The sequence below is a fragment of the Nonomuraea aurantiaca genome, assembly GCF_020215705.1.
Lineage (GTDB): Bacteria > Actinomycetota > Actinomycetes > Streptosporangiales > Streptosporangiaceae > Nonomuraea > Nonomuraea aurantiaca.
The window spans coordinates 146,558-171,933 of record NZ_JAIWNB010000006.1; the positions used below are offsets into that span (position 1 = coordinate 146,558).

Annotated in this window: 30 protein-coding genes and 3 tRNA genes; 15 read left to right on the forward strand and 18 right to left on the reverse strand. The window is 69.5% G+C overall.

The features are described 5' to 3' along the window. Positions 1–41 precede the first annotated feature (41 nt). Together cofC and LDL49_RS16745 are read left to right on the forward strand one after the other, a co-directional pair. Positions 42–677, forward strand: a complete 636-nt coding sequence (cofC, locus tag LDL49_RS16740) for a 2-phospho-L-lactate guanylyltransferase (RefSeq protein WP_225291984.1) — start codon at positions 42–44, stop codon at positions 675–677. A 48-nt stretch (positions 678–725) separates the two neighbouring features. After that, positions 726–926 carry a hypothetical protein gene (locus LDL49_RS16745; protein ID WP_225291985.1) on the forward strand — a complete coding sequence of 67 codons (201 nt, stop codon included), beginning with the start codon at positions 726–728 and terminating at the stop codon, positions 924–926. An 83-nt stretch (positions 927–1,009) separates the two neighbouring features. Here the strand turns inward: LDL49_RS16745 and LDL49_RS16750 are convergent, their stop codons facing one another. The 4 genes from LDL49_RS16750 to leuC all read right to left on the reverse strand — a co-directional run bounded on the left by LDL49_RS16750 (position 1,010) and on the right by leuC (position 3,614). Then, entirely contained in the window at positions 1,010–1,309 is a 300-nt protein-coding gene (locus tag LDL49_RS16750) for an HU family DNA-binding protein (RefSeq protein WP_225291986.1), read from the reverse strand. Positions 1,310–1,407: 98 nt separating this feature from the next. Continuing rightward, entirely contained in the window at positions 1,408–1,647 is a 240-nt protein-coding gene (locus LDL49_RS16755; RefSeq protein ID WP_225291987.1) for an SCO5555 family protein, read from the reverse strand. Continuing rightward, positions 1,626–2,213, reverse strand: coding sequence for a 3-isopropylmalate dehydratase small subunit (leuD, locus tag LDL49_RS16760; protein ID WP_225291988.1), 588 nt, complete (start codon positions 2,211–2,213; stop codon positions 1,626–1,628). Before leuD ends, LDL49_RS16755 begins: the two co-directional genes overlap by 22 nt. A 12-nt stretch (positions 2,214–2,225) precedes the next feature. After that, positions 2,226–3,614 carry a 3-isopropylmalate dehydratase large subunit gene (gene leuC / locus LDL49_RS16765; protein WP_225291989.1) on the reverse strand — a complete coding sequence of 463 codons (1,389 nt, stop codon included), beginning with the start codon at positions 3,612–3,614 and terminating at the stop codon, positions 2,226–2,228. Positions 3,615–3,711: 97 nt separating this feature from the next. Here leuC and LDL49_RS16770 point away from each other — a divergent pair, with 97 nt between their 5' ends. After that, positions 3,712–4,428 (forward strand): IclR family transcriptional regulator, encoded by a 717-nt coding sequence (locus LDL49_RS16770; protein ID WP_225291990.1) that lies wholly within the window; start codon positions 3,712–3,714, stop codon positions 4,426–4,428. 58 nt (positions 4,429–4,486) lie between these two features. Continuing rightward, complete coding sequence (locus LDL49_RS16775; RefSeq protein WP_225291991.1) at positions 4,487–6,205, forward strand: hypothetical protein; 1,719 nt, start codon at positions 4,487–4,489, stop codon at positions 6,203–6,205. A 127-nt stretch (positions 6,206–6,332) separates the two neighbouring features. On the opposite strand, the gene LDL49_RS16780 is transcribed toward LDL49_RS16775, so the two are convergent. The 4 genes from LDL49_RS16780 to LDL49_RS16795 form a co-directional block, all read right to left on the reverse strand. After that, positions 6,333–6,405 (reverse strand) — tRNA-Glu (locus LDL49_RS16780). An 18-nt stretch (positions 6,406–6,423) separates the two neighbouring features. Beyond that, a tRNA-Glu gene (locus LDL49_RS16785) sits at positions 6,424–6,499 on the reverse strand. Between the two features lie 80 nt (positions 6,500–6,579). Next, complete coding sequence (locus LDL49_RS16790) at positions 6,580–7,158, reverse strand: hypothetical protein (RefSeq protein WP_225291992.1); 579 nt, start codon at positions 7,156–7,158, stop codon at positions 6,580–6,582. A gap of 39 nt (positions 7,159–7,197) precedes the next feature. Beyond that, a tRNA-Gln gene (locus tag LDL49_RS16795) sits at positions 7,198–7,269 on the reverse strand. Positions 7,270–7,433: 164 nt separating this feature from the next. Between LDL49_RS16795 and LDL49_RS16800 the strand changes: the two genes are divergently transcribed. Next, positions 7,434–9,401 (forward strand): M3 family metallopeptidase, encoded by a 1,968-nt coding sequence (locus tag LDL49_RS16800; RefSeq protein WP_225291993.1) that lies wholly within the window; start codon positions 7,434–7,436, stop codon positions 9,399–9,401. 81 nt (positions 9,402–9,482) lie between these two features. Here the strand turns inward: LDL49_RS16800 and gltX are convergent, their stop codons facing one another. Together gltX and LDL49_RS16810 are read right to left on the reverse strand one after the other, a co-directional pair. Then, on the reverse strand, positions 9,483–10,856 hold the full coding sequence (gene gltX, locus LDL49_RS16805) for a glutamate--tRNA ligase (RefSeq protein ID WP_225291994.1): 1,374 nt from the start codon (positions 10,854–10,856) through the stop codon (positions 9,483–9,485). Further along, complete coding sequence (locus tag LDL49_RS16810; RefSeq protein ID WP_225291995.1) at positions 10,849–11,625, reverse strand: fumarylacetoacetate hydrolase family protein; 777 nt, start codon at positions 11,623–11,625, stop codon at positions 10,849–10,851. Before LDL49_RS16810 ends, gltX begins: the two co-directional genes overlap by 8 nt. A 198-nt stretch (positions 11,626–11,823) precedes the next feature. Here LDL49_RS16810 and LDL49_RS16815 point away from each other — a divergent pair, with 198 nt between their 5' ends. Genes LDL49_RS16815 through LDL49_RS16840 form a run of 6 tightly spaced genes read left to right on the forward strand, consistent with a single transcriptional unit; the run spans position 11,824 to position 14,536 of the window. Beyond that, positions 11,824–12,282, forward strand: coding sequence for an Asp23/Gls24 family envelope stress response protein (locus tag LDL49_RS16815; protein ID WP_225292248.1), 459 nt, complete (start codon positions 11,824–11,826; stop codon positions 12,280–12,282). Beyond that, positions 12,279–12,698, forward strand: coding sequence for an Asp23/Gls24 family envelope stress response protein (locus LDL49_RS16820; RefSeq protein ID WP_225291996.1), 420 nt, complete (start codon positions 12,279–12,281; stop codon positions 12,696–12,698). Before LDL49_RS16815 ends, LDL49_RS16820 begins: the two co-directional genes overlap by 4 nt. Then, the gene (locus tag LDL49_RS16825; protein WP_225291997.1) at positions 12,695–12,883 is read left to right on the forward strand and encodes a hypothetical protein; all 189 of its coding nucleotides are present in this window, start codon (positions 12,695–12,697) and stop codon (positions 12,881–12,883) included. The genes LDL49_RS16820 and LDL49_RS16825 overlap by 4 nt, the downstream gene beginning before the upstream one ends. Next, positions 12,880–13,278, forward strand: a complete 399-nt coding sequence (locus LDL49_RS16830; RefSeq protein ID WP_225291998.1) for an Asp23/Gls24 family envelope stress response protein — start codon at positions 12,880–12,882, stop codon at positions 13,276–13,278. Before LDL49_RS16825 ends, LDL49_RS16830 begins: the two co-directional genes overlap by 4 nt. Continuing rightward, positions 13,275–13,958 carry a DUF6286 domain-containing protein gene (locus LDL49_RS16835; RefSeq protein WP_225291999.1) on the forward strand — a complete coding sequence of 228 codons (684 nt, stop codon included), beginning with the start codon at positions 13,275–13,277 and terminating at the stop codon, positions 13,956–13,958. The genes LDL49_RS16830 and LDL49_RS16835 overlap by 4 nt, the downstream gene beginning before the upstream one ends. Then, the gene (locus LDL49_RS16840) at positions 13,955–14,536 is read left to right on the forward strand and encodes an Asp23/Gls24 family envelope stress response protein (protein WP_225292001.1); all 582 of its coding nucleotides are present in this window, start codon (positions 13,955–13,957) and stop codon (positions 14,534–14,536) included. Before LDL49_RS16835 ends, LDL49_RS16840 begins: the two co-directional genes overlap by 4 nt. Positions 14,537–14,546: 10 nt before the next feature. Here LDL49_RS16840 and LDL49_RS16845 read toward each other — a convergent pair whose 3' ends face one another. Next, on the reverse strand, positions 14,547–15,143 hold the full coding sequence (locus LDL49_RS16845) for an HD domain-containing protein (protein ID WP_225292002.1): 597 nt from the start codon (positions 15,141–15,143) through the stop codon (positions 14,547–14,549). A 139-nt stretch (positions 15,144–15,282) separates the two neighbouring features. On the opposite strand from LDL49_RS16845, the gene LDL49_RS16850 reads away from it, so the two are divergent. Beyond that, positions 15,283–16,914, forward strand: coding sequence for a heparinase II/III family protein (locus LDL49_RS16850; protein WP_225292003.1), 1,632 nt, complete (start codon positions 15,283–15,285; stop codon positions 16,912–16,914). Here LDL49_RS16850 and cimA read toward each other — a convergent pair. From cimA to LDL49_RS16870, 4 genes are all read right to left on the reverse strand, one after another. Beyond that, on the reverse strand, positions 16,911–18,488 hold the full coding sequence (cimA, locus tag LDL49_RS16855; RefSeq protein WP_225292004.1) for a citramalate synthase: 1,578 nt from the start codon (positions 18,486–18,488) through the stop codon (positions 16,911–16,913). The two genes, LDL49_RS16850 and cimA, sit on opposite strands and share 4 nt — an antisense overlap. Before the next feature lie 223 nt (positions 18,489–18,711). After that, positions 18,712–19,362: a DsbA family protein gene (locus tag LDL49_RS16860; protein WP_225292005.1), complete on the reverse strand. Its 651-nt coding sequence runs from the start codon at positions 19,360–19,362 to the stop codon at positions 18,712–18,714. 62 nt (positions 19,363–19,424) lie between these two features. After that, on the reverse strand, positions 19,425–20,066 hold the full coding sequence (locus tag LDL49_RS16865; protein WP_263655138.1) for a TetR/AcrR family transcriptional regulator: 642 nt from the start codon (positions 20,064–20,066) through the stop codon (positions 19,425–19,427). A gap of 212 nt (positions 20,067–20,278) precedes the next feature. Next, positions 20,279–21,508, reverse strand: coding sequence for an RNA-guided endonuclease InsQ/TnpB family protein (locus tag LDL49_RS16870; protein ID WP_225292007.1), 1,230 nt, complete (start codon positions 21,506–21,508; stop codon positions 20,279–20,281). 137 nt (positions 21,509–21,645) lie between these two features. Here LDL49_RS16870 and LDL49_RS16875 point away from each other — a divergent pair, with 137 nt between their 5' ends. After that, positions 21,646–22,290: an O-methyltransferase gene (locus tag LDL49_RS16875; protein WP_225292008.1), complete on the forward strand. Its 645-nt coding sequence runs from the start codon at positions 21,646–21,648 to the stop codon at positions 22,288–22,290. 16 nt (positions 22,291–22,306) lie between these two features. On the opposite strand, the gene LDL49_RS16880 is transcribed toward LDL49_RS16875, so the two are convergent. Continuing rightward, complete coding sequence (locus LDL49_RS16880) at positions 22,307–23,260, reverse strand: erythromycin esterase family protein (protein WP_225292009.1); 954 nt, start codon at positions 23,258–23,260, stop codon at positions 22,307–22,309. A gap of 74 nt (positions 23,261–23,334) precedes the next feature. Here LDL49_RS16880 and soxR point away from each other — a divergent pair, with 74 nt between their 5' ends. After that, positions 23,335–23,784, forward strand: a complete 450-nt coding sequence (gene soxR, locus LDL49_RS16885; RefSeq protein WP_225292010.1) for a redox-sensitive transcriptional activator SoxR — start codon at positions 23,335–23,337, stop codon at positions 23,782–23,784. A 7-nt stretch (positions 23,785–23,791) separates the two neighbouring features. Here soxR and LDL49_RS16890 read toward each other — a convergent pair whose 3' ends face one another. Continuing rightward, positions 23,792–24,079 (reverse strand): hypothetical protein, encoded by a 288-nt coding sequence (locus LDL49_RS16890; RefSeq protein ID WP_225292011.1) that lies wholly within the window; start codon positions 24,077–24,079, stop codon positions 23,792–23,794. 53 nt (positions 24,080–24,132) lie between these two features. Here LDL49_RS16890 and LDL49_RS16895 point away from each other — a divergent pair, with 53 nt between their 5' ends. After that, on the forward strand, positions 24,133–25,050 hold the full coding sequence (locus LDL49_RS16895; RefSeq protein WP_225292012.1) for an FAD-dependent monooxygenase: 918 nt from the start codon (positions 24,133–24,135) through the stop codon (positions 25,048–25,050). Here the strand turns inward: LDL49_RS16895 and LDL49_RS16900 are convergent. Further along, positions 25,031–25,372, reverse strand: a complete 342-nt coding sequence (locus LDL49_RS16900; RefSeq protein WP_225292013.1) for a VOC family protein — start codon at positions 25,370–25,372, stop codon at positions 25,031–25,033. The two genes, LDL49_RS16895 and LDL49_RS16900, sit on opposite strands and share 20 nt — an antisense overlap. Positions 25,373–25,376 lie beyond the last annotated feature (4 nt).

Consider the following 25,376-nt stretch of genomic DNA (forward strand, 5'->3'; position numbering starts at 1 on the left):
CGGTTGGCCGCATGGGATGTCGAGGCGCGATGCTTAACCCTATGAGCATCCGCTGGTCACTGGTCATTCCGGTGAAGACGCTGGTCGCGGCCAAGACTCGGCTGGCGGCCGCCACGGGTCCGCACCGCACCCGGCTGGCCGTCGCCGTCGCCTGCGACACCGTCGCGGCGGCGCTCTCCTGCCCGCTGGTGGCCCGGGTAATCGTGGTGACCGCCGACCCCGCCGCCGCCGGGCCGCTGACCGCGCTGGGGGCCGAGGTGGTGCACGACCCCGACCGCGGCCTGAACACCGCCCTGCGCACGGGCGCGGCGCACGCCGTACGCATCGCGCCCGGCGACGGGGTCGGCGCCCTGCAGGCCGACCTGCCCGCCCTGCGCCCGCCGGAGCTGGCCACCGCGCTGGGCCGCGCCGCGGAGTTCGACCAGTCCTTCGTGCCCGACGCGCTCGACGTCGGCACCACCTTCTACGGGGTACGGCCGGGCCGCCCGTTCACGCCGCGCTTCGGCGGGGAGTCGCGGGCCAAGCACCTGGCCGGCGGCGCCAAGGAGCTGTGCACGGAGGACATCGACTCGGTCAGGCGCGACGTGGACACCCCCGACGACCTGCGCGCCGCCATCGCCCTGGGACTGGGACGGCACACCGCGGCGGTCGTCGCCGAGCTGTGGCCTTCTTCGTGACGCGCCGGGGTCTCGTTGGGCCGGGACCCACCGTTTACGCTGGGCCGCATGCAGGGAACGGTACGCAGTTTCGATCCGGTGACGCGTTCCGGCTCGGTCTTCCTCGATGACGGGACCGTGCTGGAGTTCGGCACACCCGCCTTCGACGCGGGGCCGCTGCGGCTCCTGCGCTCGGGGCAGCGGGTCCGCCTCGCGATGACGGGTGACGAGATCACCTACATAACGCTGTCGACCTTTCCGCTCCCCTGATTCCCCGGGAATCGAGGAATCCCGGGGATAAGGAAACGCCCGGCCCCCTGACGGGGACCGGGCGCCCGGCTACCTCTCGCGGATTACTTCTTCTTCGAGAGCTTCTTGCCGCCGACGTTCACGAGTTCCTTGAAGTCCGAACCCGGACGGAACTTGGGTCCCCAGCTCTCCGGGACCGCGATTTCGGCACCCGTAGACGGGTTACGGGCGCTCCTGGCCCCCTTGTGGACCATCTCGAAGGCGCCGAAGCCGGTGATCGAGACCTTGTCTCCGCTGGCGACCGCCTTCTGGATGGCGTCGATGATCGCGTTCACGGCCTCCGTAGCCGTCCTCCTGTCGCCCACCCGGTCTGCGATGGCGTCGACGAGTTCCCGCTTGTTCATAAAGGTCTGCTCCCCCAGTTACGGCTCGGGGTTCCAGCTCATGAGTTCTCGGTAGAAACCCCTTACGCGCTCGAAAGTAGGCGGGATCGCGGGGGAACTCAATCACCGAGCGTGTTTTCGGGTGCGCGTGGCGTGTCGAAATCGCTGTCGAGTGCGGCGAGAAACGCGTCGAGGCGGGCCGCCGCCCTTTCCGGATCCCGCTTCGCCAGATCGCAGATCGCGACGTAACGGCGGCCCAGCCGTTCCTTCTCGGCGCCGGGCAGCATGCGGACGCGGCGGTGCGCTTCGCGCAGCCGCCGCGCCAGTTCGTCGTCTTCTAGACGGTCGTCGGCAGCCATGGCTGCCGACCATTCTCGTACGTCGCCACATCGTCGGCATGACGCAGGGTCAGTCCGATGTCGTCGAGGCCCTCCATGAGGCGCCAGCGGGTGTAGTCGTCGATCTCGAAACCGACGCTCTCCCCGGCCCAGCGGACCTGGCGCTCCGCGAGGTCAACGGTCACCTCCAGCCCCGGGTCGGCCTCGATGGCCGCCTGGAGCGCCTCGACCTTGTCGCCCGGCAGGACGACCGGAAGCAGGCCCATCTTGGTGGAGTTGTTGCGGAAGATGTCGCCGAAGCGGGCGGCGATCACGGCGCGGAAGCCGTACTGCTGCAAGGCCCACACGGCGTGCTCGCGGGAGGAGCCGGTGCCGAAGTCGGGACCCGAGACGAGGATCGAGGCGCCCTCGTAGGCCGGGTCGTTGAGCACGAACGTCGGGTCCTCGCGCCAGGCGGCGAACAGGCCCTTCTCGAACCCGGTCCGGCTGACCTGCTTGAGCCAGACGGCCGGGATGATCTGGTCGGTGTCGACGTTGCTGCGGCGCAGCGGCACCGCCGTACCGGTATGGGTGGTGAAGGCGTCCATCGGAAGGCTCTCCTAAGCGAGGTCTGCGGGGGCGGTCAGGCGGCCGGTGACGGCGGTCGCGGCGGCGACCTGCGGCGACACCAGATGGGTGCGGCCACCCTTGCCCTGGCGGCCCTCGAAGTTGCGGTTGGAGGTGGAGGCGCTGCGCTCGCCCGGCTGGAGCGTGTCGGGGTTCATGCCGAGGCACATCGAGCAGCCCGCCTCGCGCCATTCGGCGCCGGCGGCCTTGAACACCTCGTGCAGGCCCTCCTGCTCGGCCTGGAGCTTGACCAGCATCGACCCGGGCACGATCAGCGTGCGGGTGGTGACCTGGCGGCCGCGCAGGATCTCGGCGGCGGCGCGCAGGTCCTCGATGCGGCCGTTGGTGCACGAGCCGACGAAGACCGTGTCGACCTGGATCTCGCGCAGCGGCGTGCCTGCCGTGAGGCCCATGTACTCCAGCGCCCGCTCGGCCGAGGAGCGCGCGATCGGGTCGGCGAAGTCCTCGGGGCTGGGCACGGAGGCGTCCAGCGGCAGGCCCTGGCCCGGGTTAGTGCCCCAGGTGACGTACGGCGTGAGCGTCGAGGCGTCGATCTCGACGACCTTGTCGAACACGGCGTCGTCGTCGGTGCGCAGCGACTTCCAGTATTCGACGGCCTGGTCCCACGCCTCGCCCGTCGGCGCGTGCTGACGGCCCTTGAGGTAGTCGAAGGTGGTCTCGTCGGGCGCGATCAGGCCCGCACGGGCACCGGCCTCGATCGACATGTTGCAGACCGTCATGCGGCCCTCCATGGAGAGCTTGCGTACGGCCTCACCACGGTATTCGACGATGTAGCCCTGGCCGCCGCCGGTGCCGATCTTGGCGATGATGGCCAGGATCAGGTCCTTGGCCGTGACGCCGACGGGCAGCTCGCCCGAGACCTCGATGGCCATCGTCTTCGGCCGGTAGGCCGGCAGCGTCTGGGTGGCCAGCACGTGCTCGACCTCGGAGGTGCCGATGCCGAACGCGATGCCGCCGAACGCGCCGTGCGTGGAGGTGTGGGAGTCACCGCAGACGATCGTCATGCCCGGCTGGGTCAGGCCGAACTGCGGGCCGATGATGTGCACCACGCCCTGACCGGCGTCACCCATAGGATGCAGCCGGATGCCGAACTCGGCGGCGTTCTTGCGCAGCGTCTCGACCTGCGTCTTGGACACCGGGTCGGCGATCGGGCCGAGCACGGTCGGCACGTTGTGGTCTTCGGTGGCGATGGTGAGCTCAGGCCTGCGCACGGTCCGCCCGGCGAGACGGAGACCGTCGAACGCCTGCGGGCTGGTCACCTCGTGGATGAGGTGCAGGTCGATGTAGAGGAGGTCGGGTTCGCCGTCTGCGCGGCGCACGACATGCTGCTCCCAGACCTTCTCCGCCAATGTGCGGGCCATGATCTCCTCCTGGTTGATGCGATGCTCCCCATCGCGCTCCCTCGCGGGAGTGTCCTCCGACTTGCCTTCTCATATGTCGAGACGTCAGTATCGGTGTATGGACAACTCTAGCGGAGTCGGCGTACTGGACAAGGCCGTTCTGGTACTCAATGCCCTCGAAGCGGGTCCCGCTTCGCTGGCACAGCTGGTCCAGGCCACCGGCCTGGCCAGACCCACGGCCCACCGGCTCGCCGTCGCACTCGAGCACCACCGCATCGTGACCCGTGACACGCAGGGCAGGTTCGTGCTCGGCCCACGGCTTTCCGAGTTGTCCACGGCGGCGGGTGAGGACCGGTTGCTCGCGGTGGCCGCGCCCGTGCTGATGCAGTTGCGCGACCTCACCGGCGAGAGCGCGCAGCTCTACCGGCGCCAGGGGGACGAGCGGGTCTGCGTGGCCGCGGCCGAACGGTCCAGCGGGTTGCGCGACACCGTGCCCGTGGGCTCGGCGTTGCCGATGACGGCGGGTTCCGCCGCCCAGATTTTGCTGGCGTGGGAGGAGCCCGACCGCCTGCACCGGGGGCTGCGCGGCGCCAAGTTCACCGCCGCCACGCTGGCGTCGGTGCGGCGCAGGGGCTGGGCGCACAGCGTCGGCGAGCGGGAGCAAGGGGTGGCCAGCGTCTCCGCGCCGATAAGGGGCAGCGGCGGCAAGGTCATCGCGGCGGTCTCGGTTTCCGGGCCCATCGAACGGCTGACGAGAGCCCCCGGCCGGCTGCACGCGGTGCCCGTCATGGCGGCGGCCGAACGCATCACGGAAGCCATGCGCCGCACGTCATGATCAGCAAAAGCGCCTATTTGGGGAGCCGAGTGCCTCGCGGGCGCACTAGCCTGAGTGCGTGACAGATCGCATCGAGGTAGCCGCCACTGAGCTGCGACCCCTGCTCGAAGAGTTCATCATCTGGGCGCGCGACAACGCGCCCGAGAGCGACCCCGAGCTTGTAGGACCAGCGGCGCTGTGGCACCGCCTCGCCTTCTCCCAGGATCTCGGCACGTGGAAGCGTGCCGACCTGCGCAACCTGCTGCTCGACCGCATGCCCAAGGTCGTGGAGGACCCTGACGCCGCCGCCGACGGGATGCTCCCGGCCGTCGACGCGTACCTGACGTTCCTCTCGCAGACCGGACGGCTCACCGAGGGTTCCGACTCCCTCTCCGACCTGCAGGCCGAGCTCGACGACGTCGAGGACGACTTCGTCGAGCTGATGGAGGACCTCCTCGACGACGACGCCGAAGGTGACGACGACGAGGAGGAGGAGATCGGCGACCTGGGCGACTTCGAGCCGTTCGCCGACGCGCTGGCCGACCTCGACACGATCAGGCTGCGCCCCGACTCCGAGCTGGCCGCGGCCGCCCGCGAGGTGCCGCTGATCGCCCAGGCGCGCGACCTTGCCCTGTGGGTGGGCTCCGGGCGCCGGGTGGGGGAGGACACCCTGCTCTCCGACGACGAGGTAGCCGAGGCGCTGGCCGCCGTCGGGCTGCCCAGGCCGGAGACCGAGGGCTCGCTCGCCGAGGCCGTACCGCAGCTGTGGAACGTCTGGAACCTCGCCGTCGACCTGGAGTTCCTGGAGCCGGGTGACGCCAACACCGTGGGCGTCCAGGACGACACGTCCGAGTGGCCGTTCGACGACGACGAGGACGTTCTCGACGCCTGGATGCTCGGCCTGCACTCGGTCGACTACGGCGACCCCGAGCTGGCCGACGAGGACCTCACCATGGCCCTGGCGGGCCTCACGCGGGGCGTGCTGGTCAGGCTGCTCCTCGGCGGCGGCTCGCGCGACCTGGAGGAGCTCGGCCAGGAGCTGTCCGAGGCGGCCGCGGAGCTCGACGAGCTGGGCGCCGACGCCTGGGAGGCGGCGGGCGACCCGCTCGCCGGGGCGGTCGCCTGGCTGACCGGCTACGGCATGGTCGAGGTCACCGGCCAGACGGTCAGCCTCACGCCGCTCGGCACCGAGGGCGTCGTCCACCTGGTGGACGACTCCGACATCGAGGTCGACGCGCGGCCGGCCATCGAGTCGATGAGCGCCCACGAGCTGCTCGCGCTCAGCGCCGAGCTGCCGGAGGAGGAGGCCGACTCCGAGTTCGCGGACTGGATGCGGCTGCGCGAGCCCGGCAAGGCGGCCGAGGAGCTGCTGGAGGCCGCCGCGCAGGACGAGTCGGACGCGCTCATCCGGGTGCAGGCGGCCAGCGTGGTCGGCACACTCGGCGAGGCGGCGATCCCGGCCTGGCAGGAGGCGCTCAAGCAGTCCTCGCTGCGCCCCTACGCGGCCACGCACCTGAGCCAGCTTCAGGTGGAGGGCGCGCCGGAGCCGACGCAGGACGACACCCACTGGCTGATCCTCGACATGTGGACGATCTCGGCCGGGCTCGGCCGCTCGGAGTTCGTCGGCAGCCTGCGGGACATCGGGCCGGAGCTGCTCAACAACCTGCTCGAGGTGATCTGGAAGATCCCGCACGCGCACGTGGAAGAGCTGCTGGACCTGATCTCCCAGGTCCACCCGGACAAGCAGGTCGCCAAGGCGGCGCGGCGGGCGCTGTTCAAGGCCCGCTCCAACTCCTAGGCATTCTCCGTACCGATGGCGCCGCTCCAGCTGCTGGAGCGGCGCCATCGCCGTTTCTGCGACGTCTCAGGGCGGAGAAATGAAAAAGCCCCCGGCGCGAGACGCGACCGAGAGCGGTGATGAAATGTAGTCCCGACCGGATTCGAACCGGCGCTACCGCCTTGAGAGGGCGGCGTCCTGGGCCACTAGACGACGGGACCTTCGTGAGCTTGTGACAGTGGTAGTCCCGACCGGATTCGAACCGGCGCTACCGCCTTGAGAGGGCGGCGTCCTGGGCCACTAGACGACGGGACCCTGTCCACAAGCGATTTTGCCAGGTTCCCCCGGCAACGCAGGTAACTCTACCGCACCCTCGGAGCACCACCAAACCACTATCAGGCCAGCAGATCGGGCCTATGGCGGCGGACCCAGTCGCCCATCGGGCCGCGTTCCCAGAGTGGATCGACGGCGCCGAGCGGGATGCCGAGCCACTGGAGGCCGGTCTCCGGATCTACGGGCACCGCGGCGAGCCGGGCCCGCATCCACGGGGGCATCCGCGCCGGCACGTCACGCTCGCCCCAGCCGATCAGCCCGACGGACCGCAGGGCGCCGGCTCGCACCCGAACGCCCCCGAGGCGGCCGATCGGACGGGGACCGGCCATCCGGCTCTCCACGACGTCGATCCGCTCCATCCGGGCCCATGCCAGCCAAAGGCGGAAGCCATGGGCGTCCATCAGCTCCACGCCCTGCGGAGAGAAGCGCACGACGGTGCCCGCCACCATCCGGCGGTGCTTGATCGCCAGCACGCCGATGAGCGCGCCGACACCGAGGGCGCCGATCAGCACTCCGGCGGCCGTGCTGCCCGTCGCGATGGCGCCGAGCAGCAGGCACACGGGGAAGAAGAGCACGAGGGGCATCAGGAGGGGAGCCAGGAAGGCGGGGAACGACCCCGGCCGCATCCGAAATTCATCCATAAGCAAAAACGGACGCCTCTATGAGACATCCGTTAAGCGCTGGGGTACCAGGACTCGAACCTAGACTAACTGAACCAGAATCAGTCGTGCTGCCAATTACACCATACCCCACCGGCCCGAACCCCGTGGGGCGCGTTAAGGCGACGTCCGAAAGAATAGCCCAGCTTGGGCGCCAAGACCAAAACGATTGCCGAACCGCCTTCCTCCGGGGCACGGAAGGGGGCCGGGCGTGCCAAGCTGAGGGGGACAAAGCACCACGTGGAGGAGCCCAAGCGTTGGCAGAGAACCCCTTCTTCGCCCCCAGCAGCCTGCCCTACCAGCTGCCGCCCTTCGAGGAGATCCGCGAGGAGCACTACCTTCCCGCCTTCGAGCGCGGGATGGCGGAAGGGCTCGCCGAGGTCGAGGCGATCGCGGACAACGGCGAGCCGCCCACCTTCGACAACACGATCGCCGCGCTGGAGCGTTCCGGGCGCATCCTGGAGCGCGTGTCCGCGGCCTTCTTCAGCATCGTCTCCTCCAACTCCACGGAGGGCGTCCTGGAGCTGGAGAAGCAGATCTCGCCCGCGCTGGCCAAGCACAGCGACGCGATCCGGCTCAACCGCGCGCTCTGGGCCCGCGTCAAGCAGGTGACCACCGACGACCCCGAGGAGTCGTGGCTGCTGGAGAAATACCGCGAGGACTTCGTCAGAGCCGGCGCCGACCTGACGGAGGCCGAGCAGGGCGAGCTCCGGCAGCTCAACGAGGAGCTGTCCCGGCTGTCCACCGAGTTCGCCCAGAACCTGCTGAAGGCGCTGAGCGAGTCCGCGCTGGTCGTCGACGACGCCAAGGATCTCGACGGCTTGGACGAGGCCACGATCCAGTCGCTGGCCAAGGACGGCCGCTATGAACTGCCGCTTCTCAACTACACCAACCAGCCGGCGCTGGCCCAGCTCACCGACCGCGAGGTGCGCCGCAGGCTCTACACGCTGAGCGTGGAGCGGGCGCCGCGCAACTTCGAGCTGGCGATCAGGATGGCGACGCTGCGCGCCGAGCGGGCCGGGCTGCTGGGCTTCCCCAGCCACGCCGCCCACACGGTCGCCGACCAGACGGCCAAGACCGTGGAGGCGGTCGAGGCCATGCTGGGGCAGCTCGTCGGTCCGGCCGTACGCAATGCGAAGAAAGAGGCGGAGGCGCTCGCCGAGCAGGCCGGCTTCGCGATCGAGCCGTGGGACTGGTCCTACTACTCGGAGAAGGTGCGCCAGGCCCGCTACGACTTCGACGCCGGGGCCATGCGGCCCTACTTCGAGCTGTGGCGCGTCTACCGCGACGGCGTGTTCCACGCGGCCACCCGGCTCTACGGCGTCACGTTCACCGAGCGGCCCGACCTGAAGGGCTACCACGAGGACGTACGCGTCTACGAGGTGTTCAACGAGGACGGCGGCCGGCTCGGCCTGTTCCTGCTCGACCCGTACGCCCGGCCCAACAAGCGGGGCGGCGCGTGGATGAACAACCTGGTCGACCAGTCGGGCCTGTTCGGCGAGCTGCCGGTCGTGATGAACAACCTCAACATCACCAAGCCGGGCGCCGGGCCGACGCTGCTGACCTACGACGAGGTGAGCACGGCCTTCCACGAGTTCGGGCACGCGCTGCACGGGTTGTTCTCCGAGGTGCGTTTCCCCCGCGTGTCGGGCACCAGCGTGCCGCGTGACTTCGTCGAGTACCCGTCCCAGGTCAACGAGATGTGGGCGACCTGGCCGGAGATCCTGGCCAACTACGCCAAACACCACGAGACGGGCGAGCCGATGCCCGCCGAGCTGGTGGAGAAGATGAAGGCCGCGGAGAAGTTCAACCAGGGCTTCATGACCGTCGAATATCTGGCCGCGACGCTCCTCGACTGGGCCTGGCACAAGCTGGCCGCGGGCGAGGCGGTGGCCGACGCCGAGGCGTTCGAGTCCGCGGCGCTGGAGGCGGCCGGGATCGCCCTGCCGACGGTCCGGCCGCGTTACCGGACCAACTACTTCGCGCACATCTTCGCGGGGGGCTACAGCGCCGGCTACTACTCCTACATCTGGAGCGAGGTGCTGGACGCCGAGAGCGTCTTGTGGTTCAAGGAGAACGGCGGGCTGGAGCGGGCGAACGGCGACCACTTCCGCCGCGAGCTGCTGTCCAGGGGCGGCAGCATCGACCCGCTGACCGCCTTCCGCAACTTCCGCGGCCGGGAGCCCAGCATCCAGCCGCTGCTGGAGCGCCGCGGCCTCCTCTGACGCCCGCCGTGCCCACCCCCCGCGCCCCTGTCCTCCGCGCTTGTCCAGCGCACGGCTCAGGGGCGCGGCGGATCGTCGCGGTCAGCCCTGGAGGCGGGCCAGGGCGGCGCGGATCCGCTCCTCGGTGCGTTCGCGGCCGAGCACCTCGATCGACTCGAACAGCGGCAGACCCACCGTCCGGCCCGTGACGGCGACGCGCACGGGCGCCTGGGCCTTGCCCAGCTTGAGGCCGTGGGCGGCGCCGACCTGCTCCAGCGCCTCCTTGAGCGACTCGGGGTCCCAGCTGACGCCCTGGAGCCGCTCCAGGTAGCCGCTGAGGATCTCCACCGGGGAGTTCTTCATCGCCTTGTCCCAGGACGCCTCGTCGAACACGGGCTCGTCCAGGAAGAGGAAGTCGACGTTCTGCCTGATCTCGGACAGCACGGTGATGCGGGTCTGCGCCAGCGTGGCGACCTTGCTGAACATCTCCCGGTCCCAGTCGACCTCGAGATAGGGCGAGCAGCGCTCCTCGAACGTCTCGACGGGCAGGGCGCGGATGTACTCGCCGTTGAAGGCCCGCAGCTTCTTCTCGTCGAAGAACGCGCTGGCGGAGTTGACGCTCTCCAGCTTGAACAGCGGCATCATCTCCACCCACGGCATGATCTCGCGGTCGTCGCCGGGCCCCCAGCCGAGCAGCATGAGGTAGTTGACCATGGCCTCGGCCAGGTAGCCCTCGGCGCGGTAGTCCTCCAGCGCCACCTTGTCGCGGCGCTTGGACAGCTTCTTGCGCTGCTCGTTGACGATCACCGGCAGGTGCGCCCAGACCGGCGGGTTGGCACCGAGCGCGGGCCACAGGAGCTCCTGCTTGGCCGCGTTGCCCAGGTGCTCCTCGCCGCGCACCACGTGCGTGATGCCCTGGGTGATGTCGTCGACCGCGTTGGCCAGCACGTAGAGCGGCGAGCCGTCGGTGCGGGCGATGACGAAGTCCTCCTGGGCGTCGTTGGGGAACTCCACCCGGCCCCTGATGACGTCCTCGACGACCGTGACGCCCTCGTCGGAGGTGCGGAAGCGGACGGCGCCCTCGGTCAGGCCCCGCTCACGGCAGAACCCGTCATAGCCCTTGTGCTCGGAGCCGGTGCGGGCGACGAGCGCCTCGCGGGTGCAGTCGCAGAAGTACGCCTTGCCGTCGGCGAGCAGCTTGGCCACGGCCTCACGGTGCTGCGGCTCGTAGGCCGACTGGAAATAGGGACCCTCGAACACCGGGTTGGTGCCGTTGATGCCGATCCAGTCGAGCGCCGAGATGATGCCCTCGGTCCACTCGGGCCGGTTGCGCGTCGCGTCGGTGTCCTCGACGCGCAGCACGAAGCGGCCACCGGACTGCTCGGCCAGCGCCCAGTTGAACAGCGCCGTGCGGGCGCCGCCAACGTGGAACATACCGGTGGGCGACGGGGCGAAACGCACCCGTAGATCAGTCACGGGAGACCACCTTGTTCGTCAGAGTGCCGATGCCTTCGATGCCGACGCTGACCTCGTCACCGACCTCGACCGGGCCGACGCCCGCCGGGGTGCCGGTCAGGATCACGTCGCCGGGGATCAGCGTCATGACCGCGCTGACGTAGGCGACCAGCGCGGGGATGTCGTGGATGAGCTGGTTGGTACGGCCGCTCTGGCGCACCTCACCGTTGACCGTCGTCGTGAGCGCCAGGTCGGAGGGGTCGAGATCCGTCTGGATCCACGGCCCGAGCGGGCAGAAGGTGTCGAAGCCCTTGGCCCGGGTGAACTGGACGTCCTTCTTCTGCAGGTCGCGGGCGGTGACGTCGTTGGCGCACGTGTAGCCGAAGATGACGTCCTTGGCGCGCTCGACCGGCACCTCGCGGCACAGCCGGCCGATCACCAGGGCCAGCTCGCCCTCGTAGTCGACGCGGTGGGACAGCGACGTCGGGTAGGCGATCGGCTCGCCGTGGCCGATCACGGAGGTGGACGGCTTGATGAAGATGAGCGGCTCGTCCGGGACCTCGTTGCCCAGCTCACGGGCGTGCTCGGCGTAGTTTCTGCCGATGGCCACCACCTTGCTGGGCAGCATCGGGGCCAGCAGCCGCACCTGGGACAGCGGGTGGCGTTCGCCGGTGAACTGAACGTCCCCGAACGGGTGCCCGGAGATCGCGGACACGAACTCCTCACCGGGGCCACCCTCGACCACGCCGAACGACACGCCTTCGCCTGTGGAGAACCTCGCTATACGCACCTGACAAGGCTATCGCCGCCGCCACCCGCTCAGCCCGCCCCATGAATCAGTCACAAACATACCTAAAGTCCGTTTTGTCACGCATTTTCGGTTGCCTGGAGGTTACGAGGTCTTTGTGACACATCGAGTGTCGGGAGGTGACGGATCGTGGCTGACACGGTAGTCAATCAGCAGGGCACCGTACCGCGGGCCAGGACGATGGAAGGCGGCCCGTCCGGGTCACTGGTGACCGACAAGGGCACCACCACCATCGAGGACGTGGTCGTCGCGAAGATCGCCGGCATCGCGGCGCGCGAGGTGTCCGGCGTGTACGACATGGGAGGCGGCACCGCCAGAGCACTCAGCACCATGCGCGGCATCGTCGGCGGCGACAAGAGTCTCTCCCAGGGCGTCTCGGTGGAGGTGGGCCAGCGGCAGGCGGCCGTGGACCTCGACCTGGTCGCCGAGTACGGCATCGCGATCCCGGAGTTGGCCGGCGCCGTGCGCAGGAACGTCATCAACGCGATCGAGCGCATGTGCGGGCTCGAGGTCACCGAGGTGAACATCAGGGTCGACGACGTACACCTGCCCACACCCGCCGGGGAGGACAGCGGTATGAGCGCCGCCGGGGGAGAGCGGTCCGGCGGCAAGGCGGAGCAGGGGCCCAGGGTCCAATGACCAAGGCCCAGACGAGCGGCGCTCAGACGAGCGGCGCCCCGGCGAGTGCTGCCCCGACGAGCGGCGCTCCGGCAAGTGATGCGCGGACGACCGAGGCCCGGCCGACCGAGGCCCCGCCGAACGAGGCCCAGTTGGTCGCCGAGCGGGTTCGCGCCTGCGCCGGGGTGGCCGGGCTGTCGGGCGGCCTCTTCGGGACAGTGGCGACATACCTGCCCGGCGAGCGCCTCACGGGCGTCTACGTCAACGACCGCGAGGTGATCATTGACATCGTGGCGCGCCTCGGCCGCCCGCTTCCCGAGACGGCAGAAGAGGTACGGCGGGCGGTGGCCGACCTGGCCGGCGACCGCCCGGTGAACATCCGGATCGACGACGTGGCGCCCGAAGACGCGGCGCCCGCACCCGAGGAGACCTCATGACGAACATTTCATGGTTGCCCGTGATCGGCATGGCCGTGGGCATGGTGCTGGGCATCGTCGGCGCCATCGGCGGGCTCGGTGCCTTCCTCCTTGTGCTCGTCCTGGGCGCGATCGGTCTCCTGGTGGGCCGCCTCATGGAGGGCGGCGAGGTGAACCTGTCGAACCTCACCGTGAGGCGGAGATGACCACGGACACGCCCGCGTCCCAGGCGTCCGCCGTGCTGGTGCCGGGGCAGCGTCCTGCTCCGGCGGTACCGCCCGAGCGGCGTGGCCGTACCGAGGTCACGGACCGCGTGGCGGCCAAGATCGCCCGCCATGCCGCCCGCGAGGTGGCTGGGGTGCGCGAGGTGATCGAGCGCGGCGGGCTACGCGGGACGCGCCCGGCGAACGCCACGGTGCATGGTGACACCGTGGAGATCGCGCTGGCCGTGTCCGTGGCCTATCCGATGCCGCTGCGCGCGGTCGCGGCCGCGATCAGGAGCCACGTGGCGAGCAGGATCACCACGCTGACGGGACTCCAGGTGTCCCACGTGGACATCACGATGACCGAACTCACGGCCCCACCGGAGGTTTCGCCATGAGTACCGGCGCCCACGGGGCGAACGAACCGGTGACGACGACCCTGGGCGACCAGACGATGGAGGCGCCGCTGGGCGGTACGATCGTCCCGGCCACGGACCGGCCCTCGGGGGACGGCAGCGCCGAGCGGGCGGCGGATCGGGCGGCGATGCGGGCGTTCAGGCCGCGGCGGACCGTGCCCGCCGTCGTGGTGGCCGCGCTGCTCACCGTCCTGGGCGTGGTGGTGGCCGCGCAGACGATCTCGGCGCTGGCCGGGCGGCCGCTGCGATGGGCCCGCCTGGACCGGATGCTGAGCTGGGCGGCGTCCACTCCGTGGAACAACTCGCTGTTCCTGCTCGGTGCCGCGCTCGTCGCGCTGGTCGGGCTGGCGCTGCTGGTGGCCGCGCTGGTGCCCGGCAGGCCGCGGTTGGTGCCGGTACGTACCGGGGACCCGGACCTGATCATCGGCATGCGGCGCAGGAGCTTCGCCAGGGCGCTGGCGCATGCCGCGGAAGGGGTTCCGGGCGTGCACGCGGCCCGCGCCTCGGTCCGCGGCCACACGGCCGCCGTCACCGCGACCACCGCCGGGTGGGATCGGGAGCGGTTCGGCGCGGACGTACGCACCGCGGTGCTGTCCAGGCTCGTGGCGCTGAGCCCCGTCGAGTCGTACCACGTGAAGGTCAACGTGAGGGAGCGCAAGTGAACCGCAGAACGAGCCGCGGCAACCGGTGGGGTCTGGCCCTGACTGGAATCGTGCTGCTCCTCCTTGGCGCCTACGCGCTGGCCCGCGGCCTGGGGGCGTTCGGACGAGCCCGCGCGCTGACGCCGATCGTGAACTTCTCCGTGCGGTCGTTCTTCGCGGCCTGGAGCCCGTGGATCTGGTGGGCCATCGCCCTGGTGGCCGTGATCGTGGCGCTGCTCGGCCTGCGCTGGCTGTTCGTCCAGGGGCGCCGCGACAGCCGCGACTCGCTGCGGCTGGAGACCGGCCCCGGAGGCGTCACCGACCTCACCGCGAAGGGCATGGCCTCGGCGGTCGCGGCGGACGTCGAGACCAGCCCCGCCGTGCTGAGCGCCGGGGCCGATCTTGGGTGCTCCGGCGCCCGGCCGCTGGTACGGCTGCGCCTCGTGGCGGACGAGCAGGCGCCGATGAGCGAGCTCAGGGACCATCTGTCGGGCGTGGCGATCCCGCACATGCGCAGCGCGCTGGAGGCGGATCGCGTACCGGCGGTGGCCCGGGTGACCCTGGAACCCGCCCCGGCCGCACACCGCGTCGTCCAGTGAGACGCGCTCCTCAGTCGTCCAGCGGGTTGCGGGCGATGCGGTCGATGAGGCCCGCCCGGACGAACCCGCCCGCGAGGCTGGACGGCTTGCGGGTGCCCTGATCGGTCACGCAGGCCGCGAACTCCTTGGCGATCTCCAGCCGCGGATGGCGGGCGAGCACCTCCTGCCGCAACTCCGCGGGGATCTCGTCGGTACGCCGGCCCGAGATGTCCATGCCGGTCGAGAGCTCCAGCAGGTGTCCCTCGGGATCCTCCGCCAGCGGCACCTCGTCCCACATGTGGCGGATGATCACCTCGGCGGCCCGCGTCCTGCGCTCGACCGGCCATCCGGCCCCCGCCGCGAACGCCCAGGCCACATGCCCGCCCGCCTCCTCGAACGGCACCGTGTGGCTGTCGAACTCCGCGGTCAGCCCGATGTCGTGCAGCATCGACGACACGTACAGGAGCTCAAGGTCGAAGGCGATCCCGTGCAGTCCCGCGTACGCCGCCGCCCACAGGTAGGCGCGCACGGAGTTGTTGAGCAACGAGGGCGAGTGATACCTGGTCGCCACCTCCAAGGCGCCCCAGCAGACGGGGGTGTCCGGGATCACGATGTCGTCGTATCTCATGCCCTCAGCATGTCGTGAAATGTCCGGCCCGGAAACCGAGTCGCATCGAGCCGCTAACGATCCGGCACCCAACTTGACCAGTTGATCGTGATTCGGTCAGCATGTTCCGCCCCCATCTTTTTGCCCGGAAGGAACCGGCGTGCGCCGCCTTGCGATCCCCCTCGCTCTCATGCTCGTTTCCCCCGGGCTGGTGAGCACCGCGCACGCCGACACGTCGGTGAAGCGCACCTCGCAGTGCCAGGGCGACTGGCTGCCCGGCACGCCCACGGCGGACGAGGTCATGCGGGGTGAGCTGCCCCTGGTCGAGCAGCCTCCGGTGAAGATCGGCAAGAAGATCAACTGGAGCATGAGCCCGTACCACAACCGTTCGTGGGAGTTCGTCTTCCAGTCGCTGCGCTGGATGGGCACGCTCGTCGTGGCGTACGAGAACAGCGGCGAGGAGCGTTACCTCGACCGGGCCGTGGAGATCACCAAGGACTGGGCCGCGAGCAACAGGCGGGGCGCCCGCGGCACACCGTCGTACGCCTGGAAGGACCACCCCGTCTCGCTCCGCTCCCAGGCGCTGGTCTGCCTGAGCATGCACGTCAAGGACGCCTGGCTCAAGCAGACACTGGCCGAGCACGGCAAGCTCCTGTCCGACTCGCGGCTCTACAAGAAGGGCCACAACCACGGGATCGACCAGGACATCGCGCTCATGGGCATCGCCTGCCGCTACGACCGCAAGGACTGGCTGAGCCTGGCCGTCAAGCGGCTGACCGGCACGGTCAAGCTCGACGTCGACTCCCAGGGCGCGCTCATGGAGCAGGCGCCGCGCTACGCCGTCTACGTGCACAGCAGGCTCATGGTCGCGATGACCAACATGAAGGACTGCGGCCGCAAGGTGCCCGGCGAGATCACCAAGCGGGCCGACGCGCTCAAGACGTTCGTCGCTCACTCCACCCAGCCCAACGGCTTCATGGTGCCGATCGGCGACGGCAGCGCCGAGGTCGAGCCCAAGATCGAGACCGGCACGCCCAAGGAGAAGGTCAAGGTCTACAAGGCCGGTTACGTCTACGGCCGGACCGACTGGGGCAAGCCCGAATCCGCCTTCTACTCGATCAGGTTCGGCCCTGGCCTGAAGTTCCACGGCCACGAGGACCACCTGAGCGTGACCTACTACGCCCAGGGCCGCGACATCCTGGTCGACGGCGGTTTCAACTCCTATGAGAAGAGCTCCTACCGCTACTGGACGCTCTCCCCCGAGGCCCACAACGTGCCGTCCGTGGTGGGCGGGCGCTTCCGGCCGCGCACGGCCAGCAAGCTCATCAAGTCCTCGTACGGCAAGGACCGGCAGGCCTTCCGGCTGACCGACACGGCCTACGGCGCCTCCCGCACCCGATCGGTGCTGGTGAACCACGGCCAGGACGTGATGGCGGTGCTCGACACCGCCTCCGGCGGCAAGAAGGTCAAGAACCTGTGGCGGTTCGCCCCGTCGCTCAAGGTGATCTCCAACGGCGGCGGCCGGGTCGTGCTGGGCGACGGGAAGTATCGGGTCACGATGGTCCAGCTGGCGGGGTGCAAGCCGGTGGGCGGGCAGCAGGTGCAGCGGGGCGGGAAGCTGGGCTGGGTGTCGCCGACGTACCTGTCGAAGGTGCCGACGAACGTCGTCGTCTCCCCCGCCGCCACGTCGCTGCTGACCGTCATCGTGCCCGACACCGACGCGCCGAAGGTGTCCTGCTCGGGCGGGAAGGTCAAGGTCCAGGGCCTGACCTTCCCCGCCAAGCTGCTCTAGCCCGCTTCGCGGCCCGCGCGGAGCAGGCCGTACGTCACCGCTTGCTCCAGCGCCTGCCAGGAGGCGTCGATGATGTTCTCGGCGACGCCGACCGTGGACCACTCGGCCGTGTCGTCGCTGGAGGTGATGAGCACGCGGGTGATGGCGTCGGTGCCGTGGGTGCCCTCGAGTATGCGTACCTTGTAGTCGATGAGCTCCAGCCTGGCCAGCTCGGGGTAGAGCTTCTCCAGTCCCAGGCGTACCGCCCGGTCGAGCGCGTTGACCGGGCCGTTGCCCTCGCCGGTGGCGACGATGCGCTCGCCCTTGGCGTGCAGCTTGACCGTGGCCTCGCTGACCAGCTCGCCGCCCTTGGTGCGCTCGACGATCACCCGCCACGACTCGACCTCGAAGTGGCGCTTGCGCTGTCCGTGGACGGTGTCGCGCAGCAGCAGCTCGAAGGAGGCGTCGGCGGCCTCGAACGTGAAGCCCCTGGACTCCAGGTCCTTCACCCGGTCGACCAGCGTCTTGGTGGCCTCGGGGGTGAGTTCGTAGCCCAGCTCGCGGCCTTTGAGCTCGACCGAGGCGCGGCCGGCCATGTCGGAGACCAGCATGCGCATGTCGTTGCCGACCTGGGCGGGGTCGATGTGCTGGTAGAGGTTGGGGTCGACCTTGATGGCGCTGGCGTGCAGCCCGGCCTTGTGCGCGAACGCCGACATGCCGACGTAGGGCGCGTGGGAGTTGGGCGTGACGTTGGTGACCTCGGTGATCGCATGGGCGATGCGCGTCATGTCGGCGAGCGACTCCTGCGGCACCAGGTCGAAGCCCCGCTTGAGCTGGAGGTTCGCGACCACGGTGAACAGGTTGGCGTTGCCGGACCGCTCGCCGTAGCCGTTGGCGCAGCCCTGCACGTGCGTGGCGCCGGCCTTGACGGCGGCGAGCGTGTTGGCGACCGCGCAACCGGTGTCGTCATGGCAGTGGATGCCGACGCGGGCGCTGGTCTGGACGGCGGCGTGGACGATGTCGGCCAGCTCGTCGGGGAGCATGCCGCCGTTGGTGTCGCACAGGGCGATGACGTCGGCGCCCGCCTCGGCCGCGGTGCGCAGGACCTCGAGCGCGTAGGCTGGGTTGGACTTGTAGCCGTCGAAGAAGTGCTCGGCATCGAGGAAGACTCGCTGTCCCCCCGCACGAAGGTGGGAGACCGTGTCGCGGATCATCGCGAGGTTCTCCTGGAGAGTCGTACGGAGGGCCAGCTCCACGTGCCGGTCGTGGCTCTTGGCGACAAGGGTCACGACCGGCGCGCCGGATTCGCGCAAGGCGGCCACCAACGGGTCGTCGGCTGCCTTCACACCTGCTCGGCGGGTCGCGCCGAACGCGGCGAGCTGCGCGTGCTTCAGGTCGAGCTCTGTTTGAGCGCGCCTGAAGAACTCGGTGTCCTTGGGGTTGGCGCCGGGCCAGCCCCCTTCGATGAAGCCGACACCCAGGCCGTCCAGCTGCCGCGCGACGGCGAGTTTGTCGGCGACGGTGAGGGTGAGGCCCTCCTGCTGGGCGCCATCACGCAGCGTCGTGTCATAGACGTGAAAGCGGTCGTCGGCCATGGTGTCGTCTCCCTGGAAAACAAAAAGACCCCTCACGGACGTGAGAGGTCTGCGCGCTGGCGGTGTCCCTTTGTCAGCCAGCGCGCCTGCTGATAATGAGCAGACCGTAGAACATGGTGCTTGTGAGTCTGCCACATCTATCCACTGGTCGGCACATCGATCTCAACCCTTGGGATGTCTCCGACGGTGACGCGCGCCGATCCTGCGGCGATGGGGGACGCACTCAGACGGTGATGCCTGATCCGCCGGTGATGGCCCGCTCCAGGGTGGCCGGGTCGAAGGCCTCGTTGCCCAGCACCTCACCGTCGAGGAGCAGCGTCGGCGTTCCGTCGATCCCCGCCTTCGCGCTCTCCTGCAGATGCGCGTCGGCGTACGACTGCGAGGTCACGCACTGGTCGACGTCCGCGCCGACCTTCCTGGCCGCCTTGGCCAGCTCCTGTACGTCGAAGCCCGAGGCCAGCCCGTGCGGCGAGGGCTGCATCGCGTACAGCTCCTCCCTGAACGCCAGCCAGCTCTCCTCGGGCACGCAGCGGGCAGCGGCGGCGGCGCGGATGGAGTTGGACCGCATGGGCTCGTCCTCGAAGACCGTCACCGGATGGAAGACGACCTTGACCTTGCCCTCCTTGGCCAGCCGCTCGATCGTCGCGTTGACCCTGGTGTGCAGCTCCTTGCAGACGGGACAGTCGAAGTCCTCGTAGAGGTCGAGGACAGGGGCGTCGCCGCCCCTGTCCGCGAGCACCATGGAACCGTCGGGTTGCCGGGTGAGCCGCACTCCCTGTGCCGCCGACGTGCCGGGCTCAGAGAACGCCACGACAGTCAGCAGCACGACGAGCGCCACACCCACGGCCACGATGGCCGTCACCCGTTTGTTCATTTTGCCCGCCCTTAGCTCATTGATCGCCGAGACCTTACCCGAAGAGCGAGGGCGGGCGTCTGTCAGCCTCCAGCCGAGCCGTTGCCGTTTCCGTTGTGGTTTCCGTTGTGGTGACCGTTGCCGTTTCCGTTGCCGTACGCGCGCATGAACGTCCGGACCCCGGCGGCGATGGAGGCGTCGAGCTCGTCGTCTCGCATCGACGCCTCGCCGATGGTCCAGCCGACCTGGGCGTCATACGTGATCAACGCCAGGAAGTCGCGCGCCGCCTGATCGGGGTCGGCCAGGGAGAGCTTCCCGGCCAGCGCCAGCCGGGCGAACCTGGCGGCCAGGGACCCCGCGAGCTGGCCCTGACCACGCTGCCGCCACTGCCTGGCGATGTCGGGACGCCGAGATCCCTCTGCCTGGACGAGTGTGCGCAAGGCGCGCGCCCGCTCGTCCATGAGACAGTCACGCATGAGAGCACCGGCGAACGCCGTCAGCTCCGCCATGAGGTTCGCCGGACGATCGGGAAAGGTCTCGATCATGGCGAATTGCTGGGCATTGACCCGATCGAAGTTCTCGTCGATCAGGGACTCGAACAAGCGCTGCTTGTCGCCCAGATGGTTGTAGATGGTCTGTTTGGATACCGCCGCTTCAGCGGCGATGGTTTCGATGCTCGCACCCGAGTAACCGTCGCGGACGAACACCCTCATTGCAGCGGTCATGATCGCTTCTCGTTTGGCGATACGCCCGCGCGGAGCAGCCTTTCCGGTCGCCCCTAGGCCCCTCGCCGAGGTCGCCGTTTCACCCACCCCGTAAGAGTACCCGTTTGACATATCGGACGTTTTATGTCTTTAGACATTGGGGATTATGACTTTCCCCATTGCGCCCGGGCAACTGGCCGGAGCTGCTCCCATACTGATTGAGAATAAAATCATCAACTACCACCGACCGAAGCCGGTGATTTGCTCTCACGGTCCCGTCTGGCAGAAGGGAGACCGGTAGCGTGTGGCTGGTTGATAACAGCCCAGCCCGCAGCGCCGCGTGCGGCGATGTTGCGGGCCGCGATGTGGTCGGCGTGCCCAGCGAGGCCGCACCTTTGGCAGTCGAACCGGCCCCGCGCCGGCCGATTCGCCCTGCTGACGTACCCGCACTCCGGGCAGCCCTGCGAGGTGTAGGCGGGGTCGACCAGCAGGAAGGCGACTCCGGCCCGGGCGGCCTTGTAGCGGGTGAAGGTGATCTGCTGAGCGAAGGCCCAGCCGTGCAGGGTGCGCCGCTGGAACCGATGAGCCCTTACCCGCCCGCGGATACCCTGCAGATCCTCCAGGGCGACACCACGGCCGGTGCGTTCGGCTTCACGCACCACGAACTTGCTGATCTGGTGGTTGAGATGGGTCATCATCCGGTGCTCACGCCCGGACAGACGGCGCAGCACCCGCCGCGCCGCAGACGTCCCCTTCCTCTGCAACCGCCGACGTTGGCGATGCCGCCGCTCCCGCAGCGTACGGACATGGCCGTTACCACCGATCGGCCCTGGCAGGGCCGGGCCAGGCAGCACCACGCCGTCGCCGGTGACCGCCAGGTTCACCACCCCTTGATCCACCCCAAGAAAGCCGCCGACCGGCTCACGCACCGCCGGCTTGGGCAGGGTGAGGGCGACCTGCAGCAGCCACACCCCGCGCTGGCAGATCAGGTCCGCCTCCCCCACCGACAACGTGTCCACGGCCTTGAGGTCTTCCGGCCGACCGGTGTAGGGGACGGTGACGCGGCCGGTGGGAGTCCACAGCGACACCGTCCGGGCGTCCCGGTTGAAACTCATCAGCCGGGCGTCGTAAGGGACGGCGCCGTGCGGGCGGAAGATGTGAGCGCGTTTCTTGCTGGCGCGCCGGTTGGCGTAGGCGGCGGCGACCCGGGCGATCGCCCGCACCGCCGCTTGCGCGCCCAGCCCAGCCACCTGCGCCCGCACCTCGTAGTAGGCCAGCCGGTGCAACTCCAGCACGGTGAAGACGCGGTGCTGCCAGGCCAGGCGCGAGACGACGGTGGCCGCCTGATTGCACACCTGCACCGCCGTGGCCAGCGCGTCGGCTTGGGCCGGGGCGGGTGTGAGCCGCAACTGCACGGTCGTGGGCAGGCCGTTGCGTTTGGTGGTGGAGCGGCGGATCGCCATCGCGCACCTCCTGTCACAGCGGCCCCACCCACCGCACATATTACCGAACGTGACCGAGTCTTTCCATACTGTTTTCGAAAGGAGGGGTGGCGCTTCCTTCCGGCCCTGAAGGACCGGGTCTCCGCGCCACCATTTAGATGAAATCTGAATTCCTCGACCCTGCTGTTGCGCGCTACGTCGTCGACCACTCCACGCAGCCCGACCCCCTGCTGGAGGAGCTCGCCGCCGAGACGATCGCGGCGACAGGCGACAGCGCGGGCATGCAGATCACGCCCGACCAGGGCACGTTCCTCACGATGATCACCCAGCTCACCCAGCCGGAGGTGGCGGTCGAGGTGGGCACGTTCACCGGATACTCGTCGCTGTGCATCGCCAGGGGCCTGTCCGGCGGCACGCTGCACTGCTTCGACGTCAGCGACGAGTGGACGTCCATCGCCCGCCGCTACTGGGAGAAGGCCGGCGTGGCCGACCGCGTCACCCTGACCCTGGGCCCGGCGCTGGAGACGCTCGCCGCCTTCCAGCAGCCCGTCGACCTGGCCTTCCTCGACGCCGACAAGCCCAATTACCCGGCGTACTACGAGCTGCTGATCGACCGGCTGCGGCCGGGCGGCCTGCTCATGGTGGACAACACGCTGTGGAGCGGCCGGGTGGCCGACCCGGCCGAGACGGACGCGAGGACCGTGGAGATGCGCGAGTTCAACGACCTGGTGCGGGAGGATCCCCGGGTCACCGTGGTCGTTCTGCCGATCGCCGACGGGCTCACCATGGTGCGCCGGCACTAGCCTTCCCCACAGGCACCTATAGGTCGCGGACGGGCGTCACCCGCTCATGATGGACGACGGCGTCGAACCAGCCGCCGAACGAGCCCCCGGACAGGTGGTAGGCGGCGTCGTCCGCCGGGTCGTAGCGGGGCCCGATGAGCCGCGTCCTGGCCGGCGCGTCGAGCCAGGCCCGTACGGCGGCCGGACCTTCTACGCGCAGGTCCAGCAGGAAAGCGTCGAGACCGGCGGCGCTCAGGGCAGTCTCGGCGAAGTCCACCGGTGGGGCGGGCACCTCGAACGGCAATGTGCCGTGTCCGAAGGTCAGCCCGATCGACAGGTAGCCGGTCCCGAAGCGCTCGCGCAGATGCCCGCCCACATTGCGGTACCGGGCGACCTCCGGGGACGACGAGCCGGACCCTTGGAAGATCTGGGGAGATGAGGGCGGGCCGAGCCGCTGGAGGGCGACGCTGGTGTGCGCAAGGCCGCCCCAATAGACGATCTTGTCTCCGGTGCGCTCGTGCCACCAGATCGTGTCCTCGGCCATCCGCCGCTCGATGGCCGGCATGCCGACGGCCGGCTCGGTTTGGGGCCGCACGCCGGCGAACCGTACCGGATCGTCAGGATGGTCCTCGTTGTAGGCCCGCATCCAGTGGATCAGGTCGAGGATCTCCCCGGTCCGCCAGAAGGCTCGCGCACCGGCCAGCGACGTGCGCGGGTCGCCTTTCCCCGTACGGACGTAATCGTCGAGCCCGACGCGGGCCGGGTCGTCACCCTCCAGCGCGACCGAGCGGAAGCCCAGCTCCTCGACCAGGAACCGCACCATCCGATGCGCGGAGACCGACAGCTCGTGGGCCTGACGGGTCGAGGCGCCGAGGGCGACGATCGTGGCATCGCGCACGATGTCCCGCAATGGCGGTAGATCGGGGAGCGGATCCTGCGGGTCGAGCGGGTGGGCGTGACGGTTGATCCAGGCCGCTGTCGTATCGGTCATGAGGGCTCCCTGTCGTGGCGTTCGATGACAGGCTCGTACTTAAACCAATGTTCAAGTCAAGCTAGGCTCGGGGCATGCCCGAAGCGATCGCCAAGGAACTGACCATCGGTGAGCTGTCCGAGCGCAGCGGCGTTCCCGCGTCGGCGCTGCGCTTCTACGAGCGGCAGGGGCTCATCGACAGCCGCCGGACCACCGGCAACCAGCGTCGCTATCACCGCACCACGCTGCGGCGGGTGGCGTTCATCCGCGCGTCCCAGAGCGTCGGCATACCGCTGTCGGTGATCGGGGGCGTGCTGGCGTTCCTGCCGGAGGGCGTCCCGCCGACGCGGGAGTTCTGGGTCAGGGCGTCGGAGTGCTGGAGCGAGGAGATCAACGCGCGGATCGAGCGGATGGAACGGATGCGGGACCGGTTCACGGAGTGCATCGGGTGCGGGTGCCTGTCGTTCGAGCAGTGCGCGCTGGTCAATCCGGGCGACACGCTCGCCCAGCAGGGCCCGGGCCCGCGCCGCCTGCTGGAGTCCTGACGGGGGCCTACGTGGCGGGCTCCTGCGGTTGGTTCTCGCCGCCGGTTCGAGCCAGTGACTCGGCGGCGTGGCGCCAGATCTCCGCGGCCAGGTCGAAGTTGGCGCGCTCCTGCGCCTGCTCGGCCAGCGTTCGAAGGCCCCGCATGCCTTCCTCCTGCTTGCCGTCCAGCAGCAGGAGCTGGTTGCGCAGCACGTCCAGGCGGATCTGTTCCTGGTAGGCCAGGTGGTCGTGCGCGTCGGCGAGTTGGTCGAGCAGGGCGCCGGCGGGCAAGTACCGCCATCCGGGGCGGCTCATGGGTCGCCAAGAGCGGCAAGCCGCTGGCCACCCTGGGCCCCGACCTCATCGGCATGCGCGCCCCCGGCGACGACGAGGTGATGCGCGGCGACCTCGCCCGGCTCCTCTACGACGCGACACGTGACAGCTGCGAATACCTGTTCGGCGACACCATCACCTCTCTCCACGAAGGCCCCGACGGCGTCGACGTCACCTTCCGCCACGCTCCGCCCCGCCGCTTCGACCTCGTCATCGGCGCCGACGGCCTGCACTCCACCGTGCGCCGCGTGGCCTTCGGTCCGGAGGAGCGCTACGTACACCCCCTCGGGATGCACGCGGCCGTCTTCACCGTCCCCAACCACCTCGGGCTCGACCACTGGGAACTGCTCTATCCGACGCCTGGCAAGGTGGTGAACGTCTACGCCACCCGCCCCGACACCGCCAAGGCGCAGTTCGTCTTCCCGAGCCCCGCCGTCCTGCCCGACCGCTCCGACCGGGCCGCCCAGCAGCGCATCCTGACCGAGGCGTTCGCCGGCGTCGGCTGGGAGAGCGACACGCTGCTACGGGCCATGCCGCACTCGCCGGACTTCTACTTCACGCCGGTCAGCCAGGTTCGCATGGACCACTGGTCCACCGGCCGGACCGCCCTGATCGGCGACGCCGCCTACAGCCCGTCCCCGCTGTCCGGGCAGGGCACCAGCCTCGCGCTGGTGGGCGCGTACGTACTGGCCGGCGAACTGAGCGCGGCGGCAGGCGACCATCGTGCGGCTTACGCCGGATATCGCGAAGCGATGCGCGAGTACGTGGATGTGAACGTGACGCTCGGCGCGAGCAACGCCGCCCAGATGGTCGCGGGCAGCCCGATGCAGATCAAGATGCAGACCACGATGATGCGGCTGGTCAACCGCCTGCCGTGGAAGGACCTGGCGATGCGGCCGATCATGAAGCCGCTCAACGAGGCCGCCAACGCGCTCACGCTGGCGGCGTACTGAGGGTAGGGGCGGGTGCCTGCGCGAGCGACAGGCTGTTGCCGTCCGGGTCGAGGACTTCCACATGGCGCACACCGTTGCCGTAGGTCTCCACGGGCTCGTGCGTGATGCCGTGTGCGGCCAGCCGGGCCAGGATGTCGTCGAGGTCGGTCACACCGAGCGTGATCATGGTGCCGCCCACCCGTGCGGCCCGCATGTGCCGGTCGTCGATGACGACCCACGCGTTCTCACCAACCTGCCACAGGAGCTCCTCGCCGATGATCTCGTCCGCCGGCCGCCCGAAGAACACCTCGAACCACTTCTGCGATGTCGCCCGGTCACGCACGCAC

What these genes read in the sequence shown, in the direction of transcription:
- LDL49_RS16845 (WP_225292002.1), bottom strand. Translation starts at nt 15,143, where the DNA reads ATGAGATACGACGACATCGTGATCCCGGACACCCCCGTCTGCTGGGGC.
- LDL49_RS16825 (WP_225291997.1), top strand. Translation starts at nt 12,695, where the DNA reads ATGACGAACATTTCATGGTTGCCCGTGATCGGCATGGCCGTGGGCATG.
- LDL49_RS16865 (WP_263655138.1), bottom strand. Translation starts at nt 20,066, where the DNA reads ATGACCGCTGCAATGAGGGTGTTCGTCCGCGACGGTTACTCGGGTGCG.
- leuC (WP_225291989.1), bottom strand. Translation starts at nt 3,614, where the DNA reads ATGGCCCGCACATTGGCGGAGAAGGTCTGGGAGCAGCATGTCGTGCGC.
- LDL49_RS16815 (WP_225292248.1), top strand. Translation starts at nt 11,824, where the DNA reads ATGGAAGGCGGCCCGTCCGGGTCACTGGTGACCGACAAGGGCACCACC.
- LDL49_RS16820 (WP_225291996.1), top strand. Translation starts at nt 12,279, where the DNA reads ATGACCAAGGCCCAGACGAGCGGCGCTCAGACGAGCGGCGCCCCGGCG.
- LDL49_RS16790 (WP_225291992.1), bottom strand. Translation starts at nt 7,158, where the DNA reads ATGGATGAATTTCGGATGCGGCCGGGGTCGTTCCCCGCCTTCCTGGCT.
- cofC (WP_225291984.1), top strand. Translation starts at nt 42, where the DNA reads ATGAGCATCCGCTGGTCACTGGTCATTCCGGTGAAGACGCTGGTCGCG.
- LDL49_RS16860 (WP_225292005.1), bottom strand. Translation starts at nt 19,362, where the DNA reads ATGAACAAACGGGTGACGGCCATCGTGGCCGTGGGTGTGGCGCTCGTC.
- leuD (WP_225291988.1), bottom strand. Translation starts at nt 2,213, where the DNA reads ATGGACGCCTTCACCACCCATACCGGTACGGCGGTGCCGCTGCGCCGC.
- cimA (WP_225292004.1), bottom strand. Translation starts at nt 18,488, where the DNA reads ATGGCCGACGACCGCTTTCACGTCTATGACACGACGCTGCGTGATGGC.
- LDL49_RS16755 (WP_225291987.1), bottom strand. Translation starts at nt 1,647, where the DNA reads ATGGCTGCCGACGACCGTCTAGAAGACGACGAACTGGCGCGGCGGCTG.
- LDL49_RS16890 (WP_225292011.1), bottom strand. Translation starts at nt 24,079, where the DNA reads ATGAGCCGCCCCGGATGGCGGTACTTGCCCGCCGGCGCCCTGCTCGAC.
- LDL49_RS16835 (WP_225291999.1), top strand. Translation starts at nt 13,275, where the DNA reads ATGAGTACCGGCGCCCACGGGGCGAACGAACCGGTGACGACGACCCTG.
- LDL49_RS16880 (WP_225292009.1), bottom strand. Translation starts at nt 23,260, where the DNA reads ATGACCGATACGACAGCGGCCTGGATCAACCGTCACGCCCACCCGCTC.
- LDL49_RS16870 (WP_225292007.1), bottom strand. Translation starts at nt 21,508, where the DNA reads ATGGCGATCCGCCGCTCCACCACCAAACGCAACGGCCTGCCCACGACC.
- LDL49_RS16830 (WP_225291998.1), top strand. Translation starts at nt 12,880, where the DNA reads ATGACCACGGACACGCCCGCGTCCCAGGCGTCCGCCGTGCTGGTGCCG.
- soxR (WP_225292010.1), top strand. Translation starts at nt 23,335, where the DNA reads ATGCCCGAAGCGATCGCCAAGGAACTGACCATCGGTGAGCTGTCCGAG.
- LDL49_RS16750 (WP_225291986.1), bottom strand. Translation starts at nt 1,309, where the DNA reads ATGAACAAGCGGGAACTCGTCGACGCCATCGCAGACCGGGTGGGCGAC.
- LDL49_RS16895 (WP_225292012.1), top strand. Translation starts at nt 24,133, where the DNA reads ATGCGCGCCCCCGGCGACGACGAGGTGATGCGCGGCGACCTCGCCCGG.
- LDL49_RS16770 (WP_225291990.1), top strand. Translation starts at nt 3,712, where the DNA reads ATGGACAACTCTAGCGGAGTCGGCGTACTGGACAAGGCCGTTCTGGTA.
- LDL49_RS16745 (WP_225291985.1), top strand. Translation starts at nt 726, where the DNA reads ATGCAGGGAACGGTACGCAGTTTCGATCCGGTGACGCGTTCCGGCTCG.
- LDL49_RS16875 (WP_225292008.1), top strand. Translation starts at nt 21,646, where the DNA reads ATGAAATCTGAATTCCTCGACCCTGCTGTTGCGCGCTACGTCGTCGAC.